Genomic DNA, 24,825 nt, shown 5'->3' with positions numbered 1-24,825 from the left:
AGCATATGAATAAGATTTTTCCAAAAGACTTTTGGTGGGGAGCTGCAACATCAGGTCCACAATGTGAAGGTAGGTTTAATAAGCCTCATAAAAATGTATTTGATTATTGGTTTGATATAGAGCCTAATAAGTTTTTTAATGAGGTAGGACCAAATGTAGCATCAAATTTTTATAATAGTTATGAATCAGATTTAGAAATGTTAAAAGAGATAGGCTTAAATTCTTTTAGGACTTCGATGCAATGGACAAGACTTATAAAAGATTTAGAAACCTGCGAGGTAGATAAAGATGGCGTTAGATTTTATAATGCTGTAATAGACAAATGCTTAAGCCTTGGAATTACACCTGTTATGAATTTACATCATTTTGATTTACCAGTAGAATTATATGAAAAGTATAATGGATGGGAATCAAAACATGTTGTAGATTTATTTGCCAAGTTTGCAAGAAAAGCATTTGAACTGTTTAGTGATAGAGTTAAACATTGGGCAACATTCAATGAGCCTATAGTTATAATTGAAGGTCAATATTTATATAAACACCATTATCCATGTGTTGTTAATGGAAAGAGAGCAGTGCAAGCTTCTTATAATTTAGCGTTAGCTTCAGCAAAGGCAATTAAAGAATTTAGAGACCTTGGGTGTGATAAAAATGGTGGAAAAATATCTACAATATTAAACCTTACACCATCATACCCAAGAAGTAATTCAGAAGAAGATATAAAAGCCTCAAATATTGCAGATATGTTCTTTAATAGAATGTTCCTAGACCCAGCGGTACATGGAACTTTCCCAGAGAAATTAGTTGAAATATTTAAAAAAGATAATGTTATGTGGGAGTGCAACGAAGAGGAAAATAATATAATAAAAGAAAATACAGTAGATTACCTAGGGGTTAACTACTACCAACCATCACGTATAATGGCAAGAGAAATTGAATTTGATAAAATTAATGGATGGATGCCAGAGAAGTATTTTGAAAGATACGATATGCCAGGAAAAAGAATAAATCCACATAGAGGATGGGAAATATACCCTGAAGCTATGTATGATGTGGCAATTAACATAAGAGATAATTATAAAAATATACCATGGTATGTTTCAGAAAATGGAATGGGAGTAGAAGGAGAATCAAAGTTTAAAAATGCTGAAGGAATAATAGAAGATGATTATAGAATAGAGTTTATTACAGATCATTTAAAGTGGTTACATAAAGGTATTGAAGCTGGAACAAACTGCTTTGGATATCATTTATGGACACCAATTGATTGTTGGTCATGGAATAATGCATATAAAAATAGATATGGGTTTATATCACTAGATTTAGAAACTAAAGAAAAAACCATCAAAAAATCAGGACACTGGATGAAAGAGGTTTCAAAAAATAACGGATTTTAACTATAGCACCCCTGGGGTGTAATTTATGGAATAAATGTATAAAATAACACCCCAGGGGTGTGAAAATAGATTGGGGGATATTAGTATGAGGTATATAATTGGAGTAGATGTAGGTGGAACTAAAATAAGTTGTGCATTATCAGATTTATCAGGCAATATAATTGAAACTCAAGTAGTTGAGACTAATGCAAGTGAAGGTGAAAGTGCAGTATTAAGTAGAATAATAAGATTAATTGATAAAGTGATGATAGATAGAGATATCACTAAAGAAGATGTTAAGGCGATTGGAATAGGTGCACCAGGACCATTAGATGCAAGATTGGGCATTATAATAGAGCCTGCAAATCTTCCCTTTACAAATTTTGATTTAGTAACACCCATAAAGGAGAAATTTAATATTCCTGTTTATTTAGACAATGATGCAAATGCAGCAGCCATTGGTGAATTTATGTTTGGTGCTGGAGCCGGTACAGAAAATATGATTTATATAACTGTAAGTACTGGAATTGGAGGGGGAGCTATTCTTAATGGACAAGTATATAGAGGAAGAACAACAAATGCTTTAGAAGTTGGGCATACAACTGTGGATCCATTTAGTAGTGCAAGATGTAATTGTGGAAATCTAGGTTGCTTGGAAGCTTTGTCATCAGGAACAGCAATAGCAAGAAGAGCAAAAGATGCAGTGCTGAGTAATATTGATACAAGTTTAAAGAAATATAAGACATTAACATCATATGAGGTATTTAAAGAAGCAGAAAAGGGAGATAAAGTTGCAATTTCTATAAGAGATAATGCTTTAAGATATTTAGGTATTGGAGTAACAAATATTATTAATACCTTTGACCCAGATATTGTAGTAATAGGTGGTGGAGTTTCAAAAGCTGGTGAAGTAGTTTTTGAAAAAGTTAGAGAAGTTGTTAATGAAAGAGGGCTTAAAACAATGACTTCTGGCTGCAAAATAGTACCAGCACAACTAGGAACAGATGCCTGGGTTATAGGTGCAGTTGCTTTAGCAATATTATTAATTTAGTCTATTTCCCGTATTTTATAGAAAATAAGAAAAATAGAGTAAATGTATAGTTTATTCATATTATCTAAAATTACTACACTTGTTCAAGTACTTTTTAATATGGTAAAATTTGAATGTAATCGATTTACATGGTATTCGATAAGGGTTGGTTTAAAGTGAATATAAATGTAGATTTGATCTGTATTTTCAGGGTACACATTAAATTGAGCACTCTAAAATTAAGATAAAAAAAGGGGCCTTAAAATTATAAAATGACTTCTAAAATTTAAGGGGGATAACTATATGAATAAAAAAATAAAACTTTTAGCGCCTGCATTTTTAGCGCTTACTTTTAGTTTTAATCTTGTTTCTTGCACTAGAAGTGAGAAAAAGAGTAACTATGGTATTACAGAGGAAGCTGACAAATTTGTTATAGCAAATCAACCCATATCATCTCAGTGGTTTCCAGAAGAACTTTTAAATTGGAAGGCAGAGGATGATAAAGATGCTGCTTTCAATATGGGTAAAGTACCTTTAGCAAAGAGAGTAGACACAGAAAAGTTAGAAGCTGTTAATGCTACGCAAAATAAGGATATGAATGTTGTTGCTATTTCAATAATGAATGCTAGTACTAGTGGAAATCCATCACAAGGATCTAGTAAATTTGCATCTAATACATTTTCTTATTGGCAATACATAGATAAGCTTGTTTATTGGGGAGGATCTGCAGGTGAAGGCCTAATAGTTCCACCAACTGCGGATGTTATTGATTCTGCTCATAAAAATGGGGTTCCAGTTTTAGGAACGATATTCTTTCCTCAAACAGCTCATGGCGGCAAGATGGAATGGCTTAATGAATTTTTAGAAAAAGATGAGTCAGGGAATTTTCCTATGACTGATAAACTTATAGAAGTTGCTAAAACTTATAATTTTGATGGTTGGTTTATAAACCAAGAAACTGAAACTACAAAGGAAGCACCCTTATCTATTGAACATGCAGCTCTTATGCAAGAATTTATAAAAGAATTTAAGAGTAAAGCTAATGATGATTTAGAGATAATGTGGTATGATTCTATGACAAAAGATGGTGAGATGGATTGGCAAAATGCACTTACTGATAAAAATGATTATTTCTTAGTTGATGGAGATAAGAATGCTGTTGCAGATAGCATGTTCTTAAATTTCTGGTGGACTAATAAGAAGCTTGTTGAAAAAGAATTGCTTAAAGCTTCTAATAAAAAAGCAGAAGAAGTAGGAGTAAATCCATACGATGTATATGCTGGAGTAGATATGCAAGAAAATGGAACAGGAACTCCAATTCGTTGGGACTTGTTTGAAAATGGTCCAGGAAAAAACTATACATCTCTTGGTTTATATTGTCCAAGTTGGACATACTTCTCTTCTGAAACTATAGAAGAGTTTGAAAATAAAGAAAATAGATTATGGGTAAATGAATTTAAAAACCCAACTATTAATACAGAAACTAAAGGAACAGAGTGGAAGGGGATTTCAACTTATGCTGTTGAAAAATCAGTTGTAAATACATTACCTTTTAACACTAGTTTCAATATGGGTAACGGATATAACTTCTTTATTAATGGGGAGAAAGCATCAGAACGTGATTGGAATAATAGAAGTCTTGGAGATATAATGCCAAGCTATAGATGGATAATTGCAAATGAAGGAAATAATAAATTAAATGCTACTATGGATTTTGCAACTGCGTTTTATGGTGGTAACTCTATAAAATTCATGGGAAATTTAGAAGGATCTAAATCTTCTAATATAAAGCTTTACAGTGCAGATCTTAAACTTGAAAAAGGTATTGAATTTACTACTTCAGCAAAATCAAGTGCACAAGTAGACCTTGATTTAGTTTTAGAATTCCATGATGGAAGCACTGAAACTATAAAAGCTGACAAGGCTATAGGAACAGAATGGACAACTGTAAAATATGATGTTTCTAAGCTTACTGATAAATCTATTAAAACAATATCTTATAAAATATCTTCAGAAGAAAATGTTAGTAATTTAATTTTTAACTTAGGTAATATAACAATACAAGATCCGAAATCTAGCAAAAAAGTTAATGTTAAAAACTTAAAACTTGATGATGCTAAATTTGAAGAAGAGGATATGTATGCAGGATCAAGACTTTCTTGGGATGCAGGAGATGAAAAAGATATTGATCATTATGAAGTTTACAGGATTAATGATGATAAAACAAGCTCATTCTTAGGTGCTACTCAAAATAATAGATTCTTTGTAAATGCACTTAAGAGAGATGATAAATCAGATAAAACAACATTTGAAGTAGTTGCTGTTAATAAAAACAACAAATCAGGAAAATCAGATAAAGTAGTTATGGAATGGCCAGCAAATAACATTCCTAAAGCTAATTTAAAAGTATCAAAAACATTAGTTGCACCTGGTGAAGAAATAACATTCGAAAGCATAAGTTCTGCAGTTACTGAAAGTGTAGAATGGAGCATGCCAGGATCAAGTACAGAAAAAAGTACAGATAATAACCCAAAAGTTAGCTATGCTAAAGATGGTGTGTATTCAGTTAATTTAACAGCTAAGAATAAAGAAGGTGAAGATGTTAAGGTTATTGAAGATTTTATAACAGTAAGTTCAAAGGTTAAATCAGAACTTACAAACCTTTCACAAAATAAACAAGTTACAGCCTCAAGCTTTGTTAATCCTGCTGAAGCACCTAATTTTGCTTTAGATGGAAAAACTAATACAAAATGGTGTGCAACAGGTACAGCTCCTCATGATATTACAATAGATCTTGGAGCAGTTAAAACTGTAAGCGAAATTCGTATGGCTCATGCAGAAGCTGGTGGAGAAAACCCTGGTATGAACACTCAAAGCTATACAATAGAAACTAGTTTAGATGGAGTAACATTTACGCCAGTAGTTGAAGTTCTTAAAAATCAACTTGGAAACACTGTTGATACATTTAAAGCTACTCAAGCTAAATATGTAAAAATAAATGTGCTAAAACCAAGTCAAGGAGCAGATTCCGCAGTAAGAATATATGAAATAGATGTTCTTGGAATAGATAGTATTCTTTAAAGAATATTGACAAATAATCATTATTGATTGATGATACATTTATACTCAATATAAATTACAGGGGGAATAAAAGATGAAAGCATTTGTAGACGAGAACGTTTGTATATCATGTGGATTATGTGAAGGAACATGTTCAGAAGTATTTTCTTTAGATACAGGAGTTGCAGTAGCTGGAGAAGTTGTTGCAGGAACAGAAGATTCAGTTAGAGAAGCCTGCGAGGGATGTCCAGTAGAAGCTATTTCAATTGAAGAATAATAGTTAAATAAAAAATAGATATTATTTACCGTACACCTTTTGGTGTGCGGTTTTTTTACTATAGATTTCAAAACTGTGGATAAATTTTATTAAACACATATTTTGAAAATTAATTAGAAGATAAATTCCAAAAATAGAAATAAGTTAGTATAATTAGATAAAATAAAAATAAAAATGGAACATATACATTTAAATTTAAATTTAATAATTATGAGGTTACATTAGATGAGCAGGAAGCCAGAGCTCCTTTAAACTCTGAAGGCAATTATCAAGGGCTAATAATATTAATGAAACTTAATTTTGTAATTGATGGATATGGAATGAATCTAACAATGGGAGTATTGAGCTCTATTATAAAATATAGAATTAATTGAAATTTTATATTTTAATTAAATAAAGAGAGTAAAAGGTGGGAATTGAGAAAATCAAAATAGTGTAGGGGAATATAAGAAAATTAATCGTATTGCACAAGCTTTAGAGTTAAATTTGATGCTGAGGAACAAATAATATCATTTATTAGTAAAGCAGCAAATAAAGAAAATTTGAAAACTGAATCTATAGGAAATGAACTTCAGTCATTTGAAAATAAACCTATGTGATTTGATAACTGGTATATAGATATATATTATTAAAGGCATCATTAACAATTGATATAAATAGCATATAAGCCACTTTTGAAATACAATATGGAAATGTTACAAGATAAACTCATAACAATACTTTATGGGAACTTGCAAGATTTAAAGTTTGTGCACATAAATGGGCAGATATTTCAGAAGAAGTAAGCTTAGTAAATGTAGATAAAAATAATATTATTATAGAAGTTATTAATGCAGATTATAATTTATATTGATACAACTTCTTCATATTTATTTTACGATTCTTTATAGAAAAAAATAAAAGCTATAGAAATAGTGGTTATACCATTAATTCTATAGCTTTTAGTTTTTATTAAGAATATTGATTTTCTAACCAGGTTATTATCTTAAAGAGTAATAATGAAATAAAAAGATATGAAATATTTTCTGTATATGTCACCGATGCAAAAGAAGAATATTTAGAATATAACTTTGCAAATAAAGAATCATATCTAACTTATTTAAATAAATTAGAAGTAAAATCAATACATTTAAACAAATTAGATATAGGCGAAAAGGATAAAATTATAACATTGACGACATGTAGTTTTGAATTTAATGATGCTAGAATTATGGTTAATGGAAAACAATTGGAGTAAATGGAATAAATATATTGATAAAATAAAATAATATGCTATAATATTAATTGAAATAAAAAAGAAAGAATATTGTTAAAAATATTCAAAATAATGTATATAGGAACTATGAAATATATTCTGTATTTGGGCACTTGGAATATATGAAGTTAGAAGTGCAACCGACTATTTATAATTAATTTAAAAAAATTGATTATTAAATAGTCTTTTTTTTGCAAAAATAATGTCAATTATCAAAAGAAAGTCAAAAGATATTTTGCAAAATATAAATATTAAGTAAATAAAAAAGAAAGAATATTGTTAAAAATATTCAAAATAATGTATATAGGAACTATGAAATATATTCTGTATTTGGGCACTTGGAATATATGAAGTTAGAAGTGCAACCGACTATTTATAATTAATTTTAAAAAATTAATTATTAAATAGTCTTTTTTTTTGCAAAAAACAATATTTATTATTAAAGAAAAATAAAACAACATCTAAAAATATAAAGAGGAGGAAAATAGATGATAAAGAAAAGTTTAAAGAAATCAGTAGTATTATTAGCAATAGTGAGTGTAATATTAATTAATGCTTTAGCAATTCCAGTGTCGGCATTTACAAGTTCTGTATTAGACGTAAAGGTATTATTAGATAAAAATACTTATAGTGATGGGGAAGAGATTAGCTTTATGGTAGAATATAAGGTTAAAGGTAATATAGGAAATATAAAGGAAAATGATAGTTTAGTATTTAAATTGCCGGAGGAATTTAAAAATTTTAAATTAATATATCCAAAAGAACATTTTAAGGATATGAAAACTGAAGGTGATATAACAACATTAACATTTGGAGAGAATGCTTATAAGGCTGTACAAGGATATATAAAAATTAAAGCTTTAGTATCTAAGGGTGGAACTGAAGAAAAAAAAACAATAGAAGTTCAGGTTAATGGAAAATTAATAACTAGCGTTGATATTGTATTAAAGCCAACGGAACCAATAATAGTGGACCCCGTAAAACCAAGTGTAATTGTAGATCGAGAGTTACTTAAGGATATAGATGGTCATGTAGGATTTGATAATGATGGAAATACTATAGGTGAAGTTAGCGGTCAAATAGTAGGGAAAATAAAACAGTATACTATATATGTAAATGAAAAATATAGTAACTTAGGTAAAGCAAGAATAATTGATAATATGCCAGATGATATGGAATTAATTACTGAGTCAGTAAAAATAATTAAAGTTGATAGAGAAAATAAACAAATAGATATTACCAATGATGGTATGGTTAGTAAAAATAATAAGGTGTTGGATATACAATTAGGTGATATTAATTGTAAATATATTATTAGTTATGAATCGAAAATAACTAAAGAGCTACTTAAATATACGAACACTGCTGTTCTTTATAAAGATAATACAAGTATTAAAAGTACTGTCGTATTAAATAAGGTAGTCGGTGAGGAAAAGGTTCTATCTAAAAGTAGTTATGCAACTGATAAAGGGAAAGATAAAGATGGTGGAATTATAAATGTTACTTCAATTGGCCAGGTGGTAAAATATAGGATCGATGTTAATGAGAATGGATCATCTTTACAGAATGTTATATTAGAAGATATTATTCCTAAGGGAATGGAAGTTAATAGGGAAAGTATTAATATTGGCACGTATGATTTGAATAGAAATTTCAATTGGATAACAGAGAAAATGAAAAATAAAATAAGTGTAGAAAATGGGAAAATAATAATAAACTTTGGAGATATTAAAGATCATTATGTTGTTATTTATGAAATGAAAGTAGTTTCAAGAGAACTGAATTATGAAAACAAAGCAAAACTTAAATATAACAATAAAATAGAAGATGTTGGAGATATTATAAAATATGACAGAACAGCAGGCGCTATTAATGCTGAAAAGAGTGTAGATAAAAAACAAATTAAGCATTTAGAAGATCAAAAAGCAATATATTCTATAGTTTTTGATTGCTTTGGCTTATTTGATAAAGATTATTTAACTGTAACAGATGATATTGATAAAAGGTTAGAAATATTAAATATAGAAGCACCAGAGGGTTTTACTACTAGCATAGATAAAAACACAAATATAGTGAAAATTATTAATGATAAGAGACCGTTATTATATGGAGAACGTATTGAGATAAAAATATATGTAGATTTTAAGAATGTAGAAGATGGAACAATAGTTAGAAATATTGCTAAAATTAATGATATACCAACAAATGAAGTTAGCACAGCTAAAGGGTTCAAATTTGAAGCTAAAAAAATAGATGAAAATGATAAGAATAAGGTGCTAGAAGGTGCTAGGTTTATATTGAAAGATAAGGATAAGAATACTATTAAAGAAATAGTAAGTGATAATAATGGTATGATAAGATCTTATTTAGAAGAGCCTGGAATATATTATCTGCAAGAGATTAAAGCCCCTAAAGGTTATAAAATAGATGGAAAAGATCATAGAATTGAAATTTTAAAAGATGATATAGGAAAAGTAATAAAATTAAAAGATATTGAAAATGAAGTTTCAATAATTAATTATAGTGAAATAGAAGAAGTAGTAAAGGAAGAAACAACAGAGGAATTAACTGGTGAGGAAATAAAACCAGAAAAAATAGACCCAACTAAAGAAGAGGACGTATTAGTAAAACCAAAAATAATAAAACCTCAAATATTAGTTAATGAAATAGAAGAAGAAGTAAAAGAAGAAACAACAACGGAATTAACTGGTGAGGAAATAAAACCAGAAAAAATAGAACCAACTAAAGAAGAGGAAGTATTGGTAAGCCCAGAAATAATAAAATCACAAATATTAGTTGAAGAAAAACAAGAAGAAAAAACAAAAATTAATATTCCTAATACTGGAGATTCATCAATGTTAGGTTATATAGGAGTTTTATTAATCGGAATAGTATCGTTGATAATATTCAATAAAAAAAGGAAATAGTAAATATAAAAATACCTCTAGACTAAAAAACCTTAGTCTAGAGGTATTTTTTCTAAAATAACAGTTAATTTTAATAGGAGTTCAGTACCACTAGTAAAAAGAGTGGATAACTAAAATAATACATTATAATATTAGAATAGATAATAATGTTTAAAAAGTATTGACAAATAATCATTATTGACTGATAATACATTTATACTCAATATAAATCATAGGGGGAATAAAAGATGAAAGCATTTGTAGACGAGAACGTTTGTATATCATGTGGATTATGTGAAGGAACATGTTCAGAAGTATTTTCTTTAGATACAGGAGTTGCAGTAGCTGGAGAAGTTGTTGCAGGAACAGAAGATTCAGTTAGAGAAGCCTGCGAGGGATGTCCAGTAGAAGCTATTTCAATTGAAGAATAATAGTTAAATAAAAAATAAATATTATTTACCGTACACCTTTTGGTGTGCGGTTTTTTGAAATATAAATTAATATACTCTATAAATAGTCTTAAATTTTAATTTGTTAGTAATAAAATATTATTAAATGCAAATAATATAAAGGAGTTAAAAAAATACACCAACGGCGGGCAGGGCCACTAGTGAAATATTTTAACTAGTTATTTTTAAAAGATGCTCAAGTTTGTAGAATTTAGGATATAAACTATTAGATATGGAGGAAAAAAATGAAAAAAATAATATTGTCATTAACTTTAATAGGAGCGTTAGCTATGACCCCATCAGTAATATGTAGTACAAATATCGATAATCCAAACGATAATGTTCAATACAAGAAAACATCAATTGAAGAAAATACAGAGACATCAATATTAGTAGAAGATACATTAGAATCTAAATGCCATTGTGAAGACGAAGATTGTCAAAAAGAAAATAAAAAAATTGAGAATATAGATAAGGAAAATTAAACGTAAAGGAGGTTAGATTATATTATCTAGTCTCTTTTTTATGTGCATATATTAATAAAATGCGAAAATATTAAATTTTAATATATAAATAAACTATTGACAAGAAAAACAAATTTAGTTAATATAATCGTATAAGATTAATCGTAAGCGATTAAAAATTAAAAATAAAAGTATTGGAGGATTTTAAAATGAAAATAGTATCATTAGAGTTTTATGAGAAAGGATATATGAAAGAGGGGTTTGCATTTGGAGGGTCTGTTGAAAAAGAAAAGATAGATGAAGATAAACTTTATGAATCTAGTCTGCAAAGTTATTTAATAGATACAGGAAATGAGGTTATACTAGTAGATACGGGGTTACCTATGGAAATGAAAGATATGGAAGAAAAGCCGGGACAAATGATATATGCTGGTAAAAAGATTAATAATTTTGTTGATGCATTAAAACAGGCCGGATATAAAGTAGAAGATATAGATAAAGTTGTAGTTACACATAAACATCCAGACCATAGTGGAGAACTTAGATTATTTAATAATGCAAAAATTTATATATCGGAAATAGAAGCTGATGCTATGAATTTAAATGGAGACAATATAGTTAGAGTTAATTTTAAAGATGGAGAATATAAGAATTTTAAAAAGAGTGAAAAAATAGCGGACAATGTATTTATGTTGCCTGCTTATGGACACACAAAGGGAAACTCCATAGTAGTAGCAGAATTTGATGGATTACAGTATATGTTTCATGGAGATGTAACTTATACAGATGAAGCACTAAGACAAAATGTACTTTCAGTGGTATTTGAAGATAAAGATTTAGCTATAGAAACTTTAAATAAAATTAGAGAATTTATTAAAATGAATAATACTGTTTACTTATCAACTCACAGCCCAGAAGGTATAAAGTCATTAAAAGAAAAAATAATTATGAAATTATAATATTATAAATTTATAATTATAATAGGAGTAAGTATTATGAATGATTATTTAAAATTAGAAAATCAGCTTTGTTTTAAAGTGTATTCTATATCAAAAAGTATAGTTAGAATATATGGCCCATTGCTAAAGGATATTAAATTAACATATCCACAATATTTGACTATGATGGTTCTATGGGAAAATAAGAAAATATCTTTTAAAGATTTAAGTTATAAATTGAAAATGAAGACAGGCACATTGACCCCTATTGTGACTAAGTTAGAGGGTTATGGGTATATAGATAAAATTAAAGATGAAAAAGATGATAGAAAAATATATATAGTTATTACTAAAAATGGTATAGAGCTTGAAGAAAAAGCTAAAGATATTCCTGGAAGGTTAGCGTGTAGCATAGGATTAGAATTAGATGAATACTCGAAGTATATGAAAGACTTCGAAGACTTGTTAAAAAGATTAGATAATATAGAGAAATATGTTGAATAAGTGAGCTAAAAAAACTAGTCAGATTCTCGTGTATTTTATTTTAGATCACTAATATAACTTTTTGAAGATTGCTAAATATATATAAGCCATGCTTTTAAAAAAAGCATGGCTTATATATATTTAGATACTAGTGTAAGGATAGGGGTATCTAAAAAAATAACAAGCTAATATATAATCGCCTTAACTTGGTATTTTTTCAAATACTTAACGTGAACTATTCTAGAGTTATAAATCATCTATACTTTTAAATCTATAGCCTAATACATCAATACAAGAGACTATTTTTTTAAGGATAGAATTTTCATCATAAGTAGAATTAATGGTTCCATCTTCACTTAATGATACATGTACGCTATCAATTTCAATGCTTGGATGATAGAATAAACTTAACTCTGTATCTGAATTTTTAGATTCAATATTTTTAATCATAGTATCTACATCGTTATCCTTAATATAACTTAAAGGAGTAGGAATAAATTTAGTAAGACCATTTTTTTTGCTAGTAATTATATTTTTGTTATACTTTTCTATGGATGGCTCGTAAAGTATTTTAAAATATTCTTCAAATATTAATTGTTGCTCACGATTTGTACGGTAGTGTGGTGTTTCCCAACCGGATGGAGGAATATTCACCTTAGTTGCAAGAGTTATAGCAGACTCCAATCTTTCTCTAATTTCTTTTTCAGTATTATACCCTTTTTCACCAAATTCAGAACCTGAAATGCTGTTAGCATCGCCATATTGATGAGTGTAACCATGAAGGACTATACTCCCACCCCTATTAATTGAATGATCCAGAGTAAATATGAAATTAGCATTGGCAAATGAATTATCTTCTGAAACATCGTTATCGATATGTAATGTATTATTAATATATCTTGGAACCCATGCTACACTAAAATTTTGCGATTCCTCATACATATAATCCGTTATTATCCTTAATTTTTCCAAAGTATCTTGTTGAGTATATACATCTCCTGCCGCAACATCCTCAAATCTAATATAAGCGTCTTTTTTATGCTTCTTTTTAGGTTTGCGTAAAGTATCGGAATTGGGAACATTGGTTTTATTGATATAAATATTGTTATTCTTATAACTCCAATAAGTAGATAGATTTAAAATCTCACATATATCAGAAAAAGAGATGTAATATTCACTATCTATAAATGGAAGATCGCCTCTTAATGAAATAGTTTTATCATCTTTTTTGTAATTTTTATCGGATATATTCAAAATTACATCGTTAGATATCTGAATTTCTTCATCGTTTATTAGAATATCTTCTCCAAAGAATTTTGAAAATTCAGTTATAGGAACGTAATATCTGTTATATTTGTGTAATAATTTATTGCTTAAATTTAATTTGGTTTTATTAAAATATAAATTAACTTCATATGGAACATCCGTTAATAAATTTGAATCGTCATTGATTGTTGTCTCTGTCTTAATATTGTTTAAAAATTTACCACCTTCAGTATTTTCATATTTTAAAATTAATTTATTATGTATTAGTGGTGAGATTCCAGGGCAAATTAATAAAGTAATTCCAGAACAAATAATAAGTATTAATGAAAGTATTATAAAAATTTTTTTCATTTTTTCATCTCCTAAAAGTAAGGGATTCTTAAAAAATATACTAGCGTATTGAATCGTTATTTTAAAAAGAATGCCGTATGCTATTTATAATTTTAAATACTAAAAATCCTATTATGCCACATAATGTATTTTTAATTACTCAGTCTATGTTAACTTATCTTAAATTTCCTAATAAAAGCAATAAATACTAAAGAAAATCTATTAATATAGATACTGAAAAACATAGAATTAGTATTGATTTAATATTTCTAAATTTATTGAAAATTATAGGCACAATAATTGCCAGAGGAGCTAAAAGCAATAAACCTTCAACTATATTTATTATTTATATATTGGTTGTATTAATATTAAAAAATAAATACATATCAATTATACACAAAATAATCGCAAATTAATAGATAATATTACTATTATTCAATTAATAGGGAATTTATGGTTTGAAAAAGTTCTTTTATTGAGAATAATAGTGGGTAGAGAAGGATAACTTTTAGCTATTTATGAAATAACGTTTCATAAAATAAAAAAATACTTGAAATATAATTTTAAATATGTTATTATAAATTCAACAGATGAAAACGTAGTCATAGAATTTAAGTAAACGTAGACATTAAATAATAATAAACAAGGTAATGGAGCTGAAAGAAAATAAAACAGAATCTGATTAGTTATTCTTTGAAGCCCCTAATATAAAAGAAAGCGGAGGAAAATAAAATGGATAGATTAAACTTAGGTAAATTAACTACAGAGAGTAGAAACCAAAATACTTTAGATATAGATAAAATTTCAACTATTGAAATGGTTAAGAAAATTAATAATGAGGACAAGAAGGTGGCAGAAGCTGTTGAAAGGGAACTTCCTCAAATTGCAGAAGCTATAGATGGTATTGTTGAAAGAATGCACAAAGGTGGAAGATTAATTTACATAGGAGCTGGTACTTCCGGTAGACTTGGAATATTAGACGCATCAGAGTGTCCACCAACTTATGGAGTTTCAGAAGACCTGATTCAAGGTATTATAGCTGGAGGTCAAGAAGCAATTTTCAGAGCTAAAGAAGGTGCAGAAGATTCAAGGGAACTTGCAGTTTCGGGTTTAAAAGAAAGAAAATTAACTGCAAATGATACAGTAGTTGGGCTTGCAGCATCAGGGAGAACACCTTATGTTATTGGCGGACTTCAATATGCAAATGAAATAGGAGCTTTAACAATTTCAGTTACGTGTAATGCGGATTCAGCTGTTTCAAAAGAAGCAAAAATATCAATAGCGCCTGTAGTTGGGGCAGAAGTAATAACTGGGTCTACTAGATTAAAATCAGGAACAGCTCAAAAATTAGTTTTAAATATGTTATCTACAGGAAGCATGATAAAACTTGGTAAAGTTTATGGGAACTTAATGGTAGATGTAAGATCAACAAATGAAAAATTAGTTGAGAGAGCTAAAAAAATAGTAGCTGAAGCAACAGGAGTAACTATAAATGAAGCTGCTGAAGTTTTAAGTAAAACAGAATTTGATGTAAAGCTTGCTATATTCATGATTTTATCAAAACTTGAAAAAGAAGAAGCAGGATTTAAATTAAAAGAAAGTAAAGGTTATATCGCTGAAGCTTTAAAAAATCTTTAATAAGTAGATAAATAAACAATATATATTATAGTAAGTAAAAAATAAAAAATAAGGAGGACATTATAATGACAAATCAAGAAATTGCAAAAAGATTAGTTGAATTAGTTGGTGGGAAAGAAAATATAAAATCAGCAACGAACTGTATGACTCGCTGTAGATTAGAACTTAATGATTACTCAAAAGCAGATATAGTTGCAATAAAAAAATCAGAGGGAGCTTTAGGTGTTGTAGAAAATAAAGGCCAATTACAGGTTATTTATGGACCAGGAAAGGTAAATAAAGTAACCGAAGAATTAAAGAAACTAATAGGGAAAAATGTTTTACTTGGAGAAGAAGCAGTACGTGAAACTAAAGCTAAATTAAAAGAAAAAAATGATACCAAGTTTAAGAACGCTCTTAAAAAAATAGGGAATATATTTATCCCGTTAATACCTTTATTTGTAGCAAGTGGACTTGTACTTGCTGTAAATAATATAGCCGGTGTGTATTTTGGAGATGTATATAAGTCTACAACATCAGCACTAATTATAGGACTTATAGGTAATGGTGTATTCTCGATTTTATCAATTTTAGTTGGGGTTAACGCAGCTAAGGAGTTTGGTTCACAAATGCCTATGATGGGTGGTGTTCTTGGTGGTATTTTGTCATCAGCATCACTTGCTAAAATAACTCTTTTTGGAGTAGCATTAACTCCAGGTAGAGGTGGGATTATATCAGTAATACTAGTAGTACTACTAGCTTGCTATGTTGAAAAGATTTGTAGAAGCTTTGTACCAGATGTTTTAGATTTATTTGTAACACCATTAGTTACACTTACAGTTTCAGTACTTGCGGCGTTGTTTATACTTCAACCAGCAGGGGGATTTATATCAGATTCAATAGGATTATTAGTGGCTCAAACAATAGCATCAGATAATATGATAGTTTCTGTTATATCAGGAACAATATCAGGAGCATTATTCCTGCCACTAGTTATGACAGGAATGCATCAAGCATTAACACCAATACATGCAGATTTAATAGCTAATGTTGGGTTTACAGTATTACTTCCAATACTTGCAACAGCTGGTATGGCTCAAGTTGGAGCTACTATCGCAGTATTAAGGACAACAAAGAATGAACGTTTAAAGAAAATGGCGAAAAATGGTTTGATACCGGGGTTCTTAGGAATAGGTGAACCTTTAATATACGGAGTAACTCTGCCACTTGGAAGACCTTTCCTTGGAGCTTGTTTAGGAGCTGGAGTTGGTGGAGCTGTAATGGCATTCTTTAAAGTTGGAGCAGTTGCGCTTGGAGTATCTGGATTACCACTTGCATTATTAATTGCAGATGGAAAGATGCTAGTATTCTTAGTAGGAGTTTTAACATCATATATAGCTGGATACTTCTTCACAAAAATGCTTGGATTTGAAGATCCAGTAGAATAATATTATAGTAGAAATTTTATAGAAAAGGGTGGTAAGTACATTAGATTTAATGTTATTATCACTCTTTTTAAAAGTATAATGTATGTTAAATAATAGTTGCAAAAGGGAACTTGAAAAAATAACTAGTTATAATCTTTGACTAGTGGCCTTGCCCGCCGTTGGTGTATTTTATTTCATATCCCTAAGGCATAATAAAAAAATGGAGGGAAATATTATGAGTTTTGGATTTTCAGTTTATTTTGGTTTAGATAATACAAAAGAGGAAAACATAAAGCTATTAAATGATGCACATAAATTAGGATATACAAGAATATTTACTTCGTTACATATTCCCGAGGCTAATTATGATGTGTTAAAGGCTGAAGTAAGAGGATTTTTTAAATTAGCTAAAGAATATGATATGGATATAATAAGTGATATATCTCCAAATACTTTTAAATTTTTAGATTTAAAAAACATGGATTTAAAAGGATTAAGAGATATGGGTGTTAAAACAATAAGAATAGATTTTGGTTATACAGAAGAAGAAATATCACAAATGAGTAAAAATGATTATGGAATACAAATTCAATTAAATGCATCTACAATAACAGAAGAATTCTTTGAAAAGTTAGATAAACTTTCACCAAATTATAATAATATAGATTCACTTCATAATTTCTATCCAAGAATAGGAACCGGAATTTCAGAGGAGTGTATGATACAAAAGAATAATATGTTGAATGAAAGAGGAATAAAAATATGTGCTTTTGTTCAATCTAATAATAGAAGAAGAAGTCCTATGAAAGATGGGTTGCCAACACTTGAAGATCATAGAGGAATGGAAGTGAGAGAGGCTGCAAATCATTTGTTTGCTATTGGAAATGGATCAGTATTTATTGGAGATTCTCTTCCAAGTGAAAAAGAATTAAAAGATTTATCATCATTAAAACAAGATGGTGTAGAATTAAGAGTAGATATAAAAGTAGAAGATGAGGTTTGTTTAAGATTACTTAAAGAAACTTATAGCTCAAGACCAGATAATGCAAGAGATGCAATAAGGGCTAGTGAAAGTAGATTAATTCTTAATGGTGATAAAATAAAACCTACTAATATAGTAGATAAAAAATATGGCGATGTAACAATAGATAATGAAGAATATATGAGATATGAAGGGGAACTTCAGATTCTAATAAGTGACCAAAAAGCTGATAAGAGAATAAATAATGTAGCATCCGTTTTACATAAAGACTTTTATCTATTAAAATATATAAATAACGGTAAAAAGTTTTATTTTAGACAAACTTAAATATAATTAGGGTGTGATTACATGAATGTTTTAGATTACATAAGACAGAACTATGAAAATTTTACAGATGGAGAAAAACTAATAGCAGATTATTTACTTTCAAATAAAGAAAGCATAATAAATTTATCAGCAAAGGAAATTGGTGATATAACAAATACTTCAGCAGCAACAGTAGTTAGATTCTCTAAAAAGGTAGGATTTAATAGCTTAAATGAAATGAAGTTTAAATTATCTATAAATTTAAATAATAACGATAATGAGGAAAATCCAAAATTTGAATACCTAGATAAAGATTTAAAAACTAGAGATATAATTTATGGAATAAAAAATTCAATTGATGTTGTTATGGAAAAAACAGTTAAGTTAATAAAAGAAGAAGACCTTGAAAAAGCTATAGAGTTACTTATTAATGCTAAAGATATATATGTTTATAGTGTAGGAGTATCAGGACTTGTAGGGTTAGATTTTTATTATAAACTAAGTAGGATAAATAGAAGATGTATAGCTCATACAGATACACATCTTCAAATAACTTCATCTATATTAATGCAACCGGGGGATGTTGCAATAGCAATTTCATACTCCGGTAGTACAAGAGAAGTTATTAAATGTGTAGAAAATGCTAAGAAACTTAAAATACCAGTAATATCTATTACAAAAGCAAGTATGAATAATAAACTTGAAAACCTGTCAGATATAACTTTAAAAATACCTTTTGTAGAAAAGTCATTAAGAGAAGGGGCTATGAGCTCAAGAATATCTCAACTTGCAATTATAGATATGCTATTTATAGGAATGGTAAAAAATAATATTAAAGAAGTAGAAGAAAAGCTTATTATCACAAGAGAAGCAGTTCAGGAACTTAAACTTTAGGGAAGTGATTTTGTATGTATCAGAAGTAGAATCAATTTTATGATTCTACTTCTGATACATTTTTCATTTGAACATATCTAAGTAAGGCTATAATAAAAGTATAAACTATATTAGGCATTTAAAAAAAGTAGATATCATATTAGCTTGCTATTTTTTGAAGATGTTTTATTAAAAAGGAGATTTAGTATGAAATTAAATTTTAATAATTTAGGATTAGAAGAAGTGCCTAATTTGAGAGAATTCGGTAGAGACATAGAGGATATAACTTTTTATAACAATAGAATAAAGGATATTCCAGAGAGTATTTTTGATTTAAGCAATTTAACAGTACTTAATATATCAGCTAATAATATAGAAATTATACCTAGGAGTATTTCGAAATTGAAGAAACTTAGAAGTATTGATTTTGGACACAATAAAATAAAAGACATACCTAAAGAAATTGGAAACTTAAAAAAGTTAGATCAATATCTTTATATTCATAACAATCAAATTGAAGTATTAGAGGATGAGATATGTAATCTTTATCTATTAAGGTATTTAAACGTAAGTAATAACTTTTTAAGGGAATTACCTTTAAACATTGGTGGGTTGAAGAGTTTAGTTGAACTTAGGGCAATGGATAATAGTATTTTCAAATTACCTGAATCTATATGTGATCTACACAGTTTAAGAGAACTTCATTTAAAGGAAAATAAAATAGAGCAATTACCAGAAAATATTGGTGAGTTGAAATTCCTACGTGTACTTGATATAAGCGAAAATAAATTATTGGAAATTACAAAGTCTATTGGCAAGTGTATTAATTTAAGGCGTTTAAATTTTAGAAATAACAATATAAAAGAGCTACCAAAGGAGATTGGTAATCTAAAAAAATTACTGGAGATAGATTTAAGAGGAAATAAAATTAAGGAACTTCCAAAATCAATATTAAATATAGAAGGTCTAGAAAGACTAGATTTACGATGGAATAGTGAACTTGAGGACGTAAATTGGTTAGAACAATTAGAAAATAAAGGATGCATTGTATATAAATAATAATAAAGATAAATATAAATTGAGTAAAATTGGAAACGATATATTATTTCCTTTGATAGAGGAAATAATAGAACTATGAATAGGTTTTCAAAAAATCTATAATAAAGTCAAGGTGATGGAAATGATAAATGATTTAAGGCTTCAGAAAATAATAAAAATATTATCGGAAAGCAGTAAGGTAGTTACAGGAGATCAGTTGTGTACTACAGTAGGTGTTTCATCAAGAACTATAAGGAGTGATATAAAAGAATTAAATAATATTTTTAAAAATCATGGTGCTGTTATTTTATCCGAAAAAGGAAAAGGATATATATTAGAAATTACCGATATGGAAAAGTTTAAAGATATATATAGTGATGAAAAGAAAAAAGATAACTATATAAATCTTACGGCAGAAGGTAGAGCAGAATATATAATTATGAGGCTTCTACTAAATGAAATAAAAAATATAGATGCAATTACTCAAATAGATTTAGCAGATGAATTATTCATAAGTTTATCAACCTTAAAAAATGATATTAAACTTGCAAAAACAAATTTACAGCCTAAGGGCAGAGGATCAAATGTTACATTAGATATTGAAAAGCATGCTAACAAGGGAATTAAAGTTACTGGCAAGGAAGATTCTTTAAGATGTTGTATAACTGAAAAATTAAATTTTTCAAATAAAATATTCTTAGAAAAGTTTGAAGAAATATTAAAAGATTCTTTAGGACTTAAAAATTTATCCGAATTAGAGGAAATTATAAAAGATAATATTGTAAAGTTTAAATTAAGATTATCTGATATAGCGCTTAAAGACTTAAGGTCATATGTAGCAGTAATGTTAGTTAGAAACAAGAGTGGTAACAATTTAATTTATACAGAAGCTATGACTAATGATTTAAAAAAAGAATCGAAAATGGATATAGCAAAAAGTATATGTAGTGATCTTATGAAAAAATTAAATGTAGAAATAAATGAAACAGAAGTTTGTTATGTAACTAAACATATAATTGCAAGTAGCTCAATTGGAACTGATATAGATGAGGAAAACAGCAAATTAACAGAAACAATTTTAATAGCTGTTAAAGAAAACTTTAATGTGGATTTAACCTCAGATAAAGTACTAAGAGAATTTTTAGGAGCTCATTTAAAAGCTGCTATAAATAGAGCGAAGTACGGTGTGAAAATGGAAAATAGTATGCTAGGGATTATAAAAAATAATTATCCATTTGCTTTTGAAATAGGAGTTTTATCAAATAATATTATTAAAAGAGAATATGGACTTGATTTAAGTGAAGATGATATAGGATTCTTATCCTTACATTTTGCAGCTTCGATTGAGAGGATAAAACAAGAGGAAATAGGAACGGTAAAAAAAGTAATCATAGTTTGTACTACAGGAATTGGAACATCATTATTACTTAAGGTAAAACTTGAGCAACATTTTAAAGGAAGATTAACTATAGTAGATACAATTTCATGGTATGAATTTAATGAGGTATTATTACAAAGTGTTGATTTTATAATAACTACAATTCCTTTAAAGGCAGAATCTGAAAAGGTTATATATGTTAAAAACCTATTAGATAAGGATGAAATTAAAAAAATAGAGGAAAATTTGAAAAATAATAACTATAAAGAAAATGGACTTGTTAGTAAGTTGAAAAAGGAACTGTTTTTTAAAGATGTAGAAGCACCTACAAGAGAAGAATTGTTAGAAAAGCTTACAGAGGAGTTAATAGATAAAAAATATATAACTAAGGCTGTGAAGAAAGAAATTTTTTCAAGAGAAAAGCTAGCTAGTACTGAAATTGGAAATCTAGTAGCCATACCTCATACAAGTCATAAGGATTTGAAGGAATCATTTATATCAGTAGCTATACTTAAAAAAGGGATTACGTGGCATAAAGAAAAGGTACAAGTGGTTTTAATTATATGTATAGCAAAAGAAGACCAACATGAATGGAAATCAAATTTAGAACAATTATATAAAAGTATTATAGAATTAGATGTTGTTTTAGAGATTATAAAAAGTAGTGATTTTGAAGATTTTAAAAAAATAATATATAAATTTTAAGGTAAGACACCTCAAAAAATAACATTTTGAAGATGTCTAAACAAGGGGGAAATAATAATGAAATTATTAGCAATAACATCATGTCCAGTAGGGATTGCACACACTTACATAGCAGCACAAAAATTAAATAAAATGGCAGTTAAGATGGGAGTAGAAATTAAGGTTGAAACTCAAGGATCATCAGGTGCTGAAAATGTTATAACAGAAGAGGATATAAAAGAAGCTGATGGGATAATAATAGCAGCAGATAAATCTGTTAACTTAGATAGATTTCAAGGACTGGCAATATTTGAATGTCCAGTTAGTAGAGCAATAAAGGAACCGGATGTATTAATTCAAATGTTCTTAGATGGAAAAGTAGAAAAGAAAGATCCAAAGAAACTTAAAAGTGTTACTGAAGCAAAAAAAGAAATGAAGTTAAAACAACCAGCATTCTATAAGCATTTAATGGGTGGAGTTTCTTACATGATTCCAGTTGTAGTTGTTGCAGGGTTATTAATAGCACTTGCATTAGCTTTTGGAGGAGAACCAACTGCTAAAGGTCTTGTAATACCAGATGGCTCATTCTGGAAGAAGATTGAAATGATTGGAGGAGCAGGATTTGGATTTATGGTACCAGTGCTTTCTGGGTTCATAGCTTACTCAATAGCTGATAGACCAGGTCTTGTACCGGGGATGATTGGTGGATATATAGCAGCAAACGGATCTTTCTATGGATCACAAGCAAATGCTGGGTTCTTAGGTGGAATAGTAACAGGTTTCTTAGCTGGTTATATAGCTAAGTTCTTAAAAGATATTAAAGTACCAAGTTTAATTAAACCAATAATGCCAATAATAATAATACCAATAATATCAACACTTGTAACTGGCCTTGCATTTATATATGTTTTAGGTGGACCGATAACAGCAGTGTTTGAGGGATTAACATCATTCTTAGCAGGATTATCAGGAACAAGTTCAATAGTTCTTGCAACTATATTAGGTGCAATGATTGCATTTGATATGGGTGGACCAGTAAATAAAGTTGCATTCTTATTTGGTGTTTCAATGATAACTCAAGGTAACCCAGAAATAATGGGACCAATAGCAGCAGCAATAGCAATACCTCCAATCGGAATGGGGATTGCAACATTCTTAAGAAAGAAGTATTATAGTGAAGATGAAATAGATGCAGGAAAAGCAGCATTTGCAATGGGTCTTTGTGGAATAACTGAAGGTGCAATCCCATTTGCTTCAGTAGATCCTATAAGAGTTATACCTTCATTAATGGTAGGATCAATAGTTGGTGCTAACATTGCAATGGCAGGTAATGTTGCAGATAGAGTTCCACATGGTGGACCAATAGTTGCATTAATGGGTGGAATTGATGGAGTAATAATGTTCTTAATCGCAATAGCCGTTGGATCAATGGTAAGTGCAATAATGGTTAACTACTTAAAGGGATTAAGATTTAGAAAAGAACAAGTAAAATAAGAATATTTAAAAAAATAAAGAAACAATATAAAAAATAGATTTGAAAGAGGTTGATTGGAATGAACGATAAATTATTTGATGTAAAATATATAGATTTAAACGTAGTAACAACTGAAAAGTTCGCTACAATAAAGCACCTAGCAAACCTAATGGAAGAAAGACTTGTAGATGTAGATAAATACGTAGAAGACGTTAAAACTAGAGAATCAATGTCAACGACCGGAATAGGGGATGGTGTGGCTATACCTCATGCAAAATCATCTTGGGTTAAAAAACCAACAGTAGTAGTTGGGAAAAGTTTAAAAGGAATAGAATGGCAAAGCTTAGATGATGAGCCAGTTCACATGGTATTTTTAATAGCTGTGCCAGAAGGGAATGGAAATGAACACTTAAAAATACTTCAAATGTTAGCAGTAAGTATAATGGATGATGATTTTAAGGAAGAACTAGAAAATGCAACAGATGAAAAAGTTATAGAAAAACTTTTATTAGATAGAACAAATAACTAAAACTGATTACTTATTACAAGTAAATTAATACCTATAGGTTATACACTTGAAAAAGTGTTTACCTATAGGTATTTTATTTATTTGGACATGACTTAGTTAAATTATTTTAGGGTAACTTATTATATAAAATATTAAAATTGTGTACATGTTAAAGTTAGAATTGATATCATAAATATACAAGCAATAGATAAATTTCTTCCAGTTTTAGCTAGATAATCATTCTTATATTTATGTCCTATAAATACTGCTATAAAAAATAGAATTATTGAAATAATCTTAATTGGTAAGGATATTCCTAGTATACTTAAGATGTGATCACCTATATATTTCCCTGCGATATAAGTGAATGAAAACATTATAGAAAATATAGAAATTATCAAAGCCGAAGTTCCTATACCATATTTTTTGATTCTAATATTACTTGGTTTATCCATGATAAATCCTCCTTATTTTGACTAAAGATTATTAATTTTAATAATCTTGTTAATTAATAATATAACATATTTTACTTATATTGTATTGTTAAATTTACATTATAGGTTAGAATAAGGGTTATTCAAAAGAGGTTAAGGAAGAAATATTAAAAGTTGTCAATGAACTTTTAGAGGATTCAGAAGAATTAGAGTTTTTTGTAACAGGTTTTAATGTAGATGCAATTTATGCAAGAGTAACAGCAGTAGGAA

At 28.5% G+C, this 24,825-nt stretch carries 19 protein-coding genes and 2 riboswitches; of the genes, 17 read left to right on the top strand and 2 right to left on the bottom strand.

Annotated elements, in window-relative coordinates; all coding sequences use genetic code 11:
- Positions 1-5 precede the first annotated feature (5 nt).
- The 9 genes from BLS77_RS05650 to BLS77_RS05605 all read left to right on the top strand — a co-directional run bounded on the left by BLS77_RS05650 (position 6) and on the right by BLS77_RS05605 (position 12,259).
- Positions 6-1,397, top strand: a complete 1,392-nt coding sequence (locus tag BLS77_RS05650; protein ID WP_089966815.1) for a glycoside hydrolase family 1 protein — start codon at positions 6-8, stop codon at positions 1,395-1,397.
- 85 nt (positions 1,398-1,482) lie between these two features.
- Positions 1,483-2,427, top strand: a complete 945-nt coding sequence (locus tag BLS77_RS05645) for an ROK family protein (protein ID WP_089966813.1) — start codon at positions 1,483-1,485, stop codon at positions 2,425-2,427.
- A gap of 282 nt (positions 2,428-2,709) precedes the next feature.
- Positions 2,710-5,487 (top strand): endo-beta-N-acetylglucosaminidase, encoded by a 2,778-nt coding sequence (locus tag BLS77_RS05640; RefSeq protein WP_089966811.1) that lies wholly within the window; start codon positions 2,710-2,712, stop codon positions 5,485-5,487.
- Positions 5,488-5,560: 73 nt separating this feature from the next.
- Positions 5,561-5,743: a ferredoxin gene (locus BLS77_RS05635; RefSeq protein WP_089966808.1), complete on the top strand. Its 183-nt coding sequence runs from the start codon at positions 5,561-5,563 to the stop codon at positions 5,741-5,743.
- 1,326 nt (positions 5,744-7,069) lie between these two features.
- Positions 7,070-7,153, top strand: a riboswitch (cyclic di-GMP riboswitch).
- A gap of 141 nt (positions 7,154-7,294) precedes the next feature.
- A riboswitch (cyclic di-GMP riboswitch) is annotated at positions 7,295-7,378 on the top strand.
- A gap of 108 nt (positions 7,379-7,486) precedes the next feature.
- The gene (locus tag BLS77_RS05625) at positions 7,487-9,925 is read left to right on the top strand and encodes a SpaA isopeptide-forming pilin-related protein (protein ID WP_089966809.1); all 2,439 of its coding nucleotides are present in this window, start codon (positions 7,487-7,489) and stop codon (positions 9,923-9,925) included.
- A gap of 227 nt (positions 9,926-10,152) precedes the next feature.
- The gene (locus BLS77_RS05620) at positions 10,153-10,335 is read left to right on the top strand and encodes a ferredoxin (protein ID WP_089966808.1); all 183 of its coding nucleotides are present in this window, start codon (positions 10,153-10,155) and stop codon (positions 10,333-10,335) included.
- 263 nt (positions 10,336-10,598) lie between these two features.
- Entirely contained in the window at positions 10,599-10,838 is a 240-nt protein-coding gene (locus BLS77_RS05615; protein WP_089966807.1) for a hypothetical protein, read from the top strand.
- Positions 10,839-11,026: 188 nt separating this feature from the next.
- Positions 11,027-11,776 carry an MBL fold metallo-hydrolase gene (locus BLS77_RS05610; protein ID WP_089966805.1) on the top strand — a complete coding sequence of 250 codons (750 nt, stop codon included), beginning with the start codon at positions 11,027-11,029 and terminating at the stop codon, positions 11,774-11,776.
- Positions 11,777-11,812: 36 nt separating this feature from the next.
- Positions 11,813-12,259: a MarR family winged helix-turn-helix transcriptional regulator gene (locus BLS77_RS05605; protein WP_089966803.1), complete on the top strand. Its 447-nt coding sequence runs from the start codon at positions 11,813-11,815 to the stop codon at positions 12,257-12,259.
- Between the two features lie 225 nt (positions 12,260-12,484).
- Here BLS77_RS05605 and BLS77_RS05600 read toward each other — a convergent pair whose 3' ends face one another.
- Positions 12,485-13,855: a DUF2334 domain-containing protein gene (locus BLS77_RS05600; RefSeq protein WP_089966801.1), complete on the bottom strand. Its 1,371-nt coding sequence runs from the start codon at positions 13,853-13,855 to the stop codon at positions 12,485-12,487.
- Positions 13,856-14,566: 711 nt separating this feature from the next.
- Here BLS77_RS05600 and murQ point away from each other — a divergent pair.
- The 8 genes from murQ (at position 14,567) to BLS77_RS05560 (ending at position 24,142) form a co-directional block, all read left to right on the top strand.
- Complete coding sequence (murQ, locus tag BLS77_RS05595) at positions 14,567-15,472, top strand: N-acetylmuramic acid 6-phosphate etherase (protein WP_089966797.1); 906 nt, start codon at positions 14,567-14,569, stop codon at positions 15,470-15,472.
- Positions 15,473-15,537: 65 nt separating this feature from the next.
- Positions 15,538-16,899, top strand: a complete 1,362-nt coding sequence (locus tag BLS77_RS05590) for a PTS transporter subunit EIIC (protein WP_089966795.1) — start codon at positions 15,538-15,540, stop codon at positions 16,897-16,899.
- A 214-nt stretch (positions 16,900-17,113) separates the two neighbouring features.
- On the top strand, positions 17,114-18,187 hold the full coding sequence (locus BLS77_RS05585) for a MupG family TIM beta-alpha barrel fold protein (protein ID WP_089966792.1): 1,074 nt from the start codon (positions 17,114-17,116) through the stop codon (positions 18,185-18,187).
- A 21-nt stretch (positions 18,188-18,208) separates the two neighbouring features.
- The gene (locus BLS77_RS05580; protein ID WP_089966790.1) at positions 18,209-19,060 is read left to right on the top strand and encodes a MurR/RpiR family transcriptional regulator; all 852 of its coding nucleotides are present in this window, start codon (positions 18,209-18,211) and stop codon (positions 19,058-19,060) included.
- 186 nt (positions 19,061-19,246) lie between these two features.
- On the top strand, positions 19,247-20,098 hold the full coding sequence (locus BLS77_RS05575; protein ID WP_089966787.1) for a leucine-rich repeat domain-containing protein: 852 nt from the start codon (positions 19,247-19,249) through the stop codon (positions 20,096-20,098).
- Positions 20,099-20,219: 121 nt separating this feature from the next.
- Positions 20,220-22,160, top strand: a complete 1,941-nt coding sequence (locus BLS77_RS05570; protein WP_175490786.1) for a BglG family transcription antiterminator — start codon at positions 20,220-20,222, stop codon at positions 22,158-22,160.
- Between the two features lie 57 nt (positions 22,161-22,217).
- A complete protein-coding gene (locus BLS77_RS05565) occupies positions 22,218-23,633 on the top strand; it encodes a PTS fructose transporter subunit IIC (RefSeq protein ID WP_089966782.1) in 1,416 nt (471 codons plus the stop codon).
- Between the two features lie 59 nt (positions 23,634-23,692).
- A complete protein-coding gene (locus BLS77_RS05560; protein ID WP_089966779.1) occupies positions 23,693-24,142 on the top strand; it encodes a PTS sugar transporter subunit IIA in 450 nt (149 codons plus the stop codon).
- Between the two features lie 131 nt (positions 24,143-24,273).
- On the opposite strand, the gene BLS77_RS05555 is transcribed toward BLS77_RS05560, so the two are convergent.
- The gene (locus BLS77_RS05555; protein WP_089966776.1) at positions 24,274-24,576 is read right to left on the bottom strand and encodes a hypothetical protein; all 303 of its coding nucleotides are present in this window, start codon (positions 24,574-24,576) and stop codon (positions 24,274-24,276) included.
- Positions 24,577-24,825 lie beyond the last annotated feature (249 nt).

This window comes from Clostridium gasigenes, from assembly GCF_900104115.1.
Classification (GTDB): domain Bacteria; phylum Bacillota; class Clostridia; order Clostridiales; family Clostridiaceae; genus Clostridium; species Clostridium gasigenes.
The sequence above is the reverse complement of the archived record's forward strand: the minus strand, read 5'-3'. Positions and strand labels throughout refer to the sequence as shown.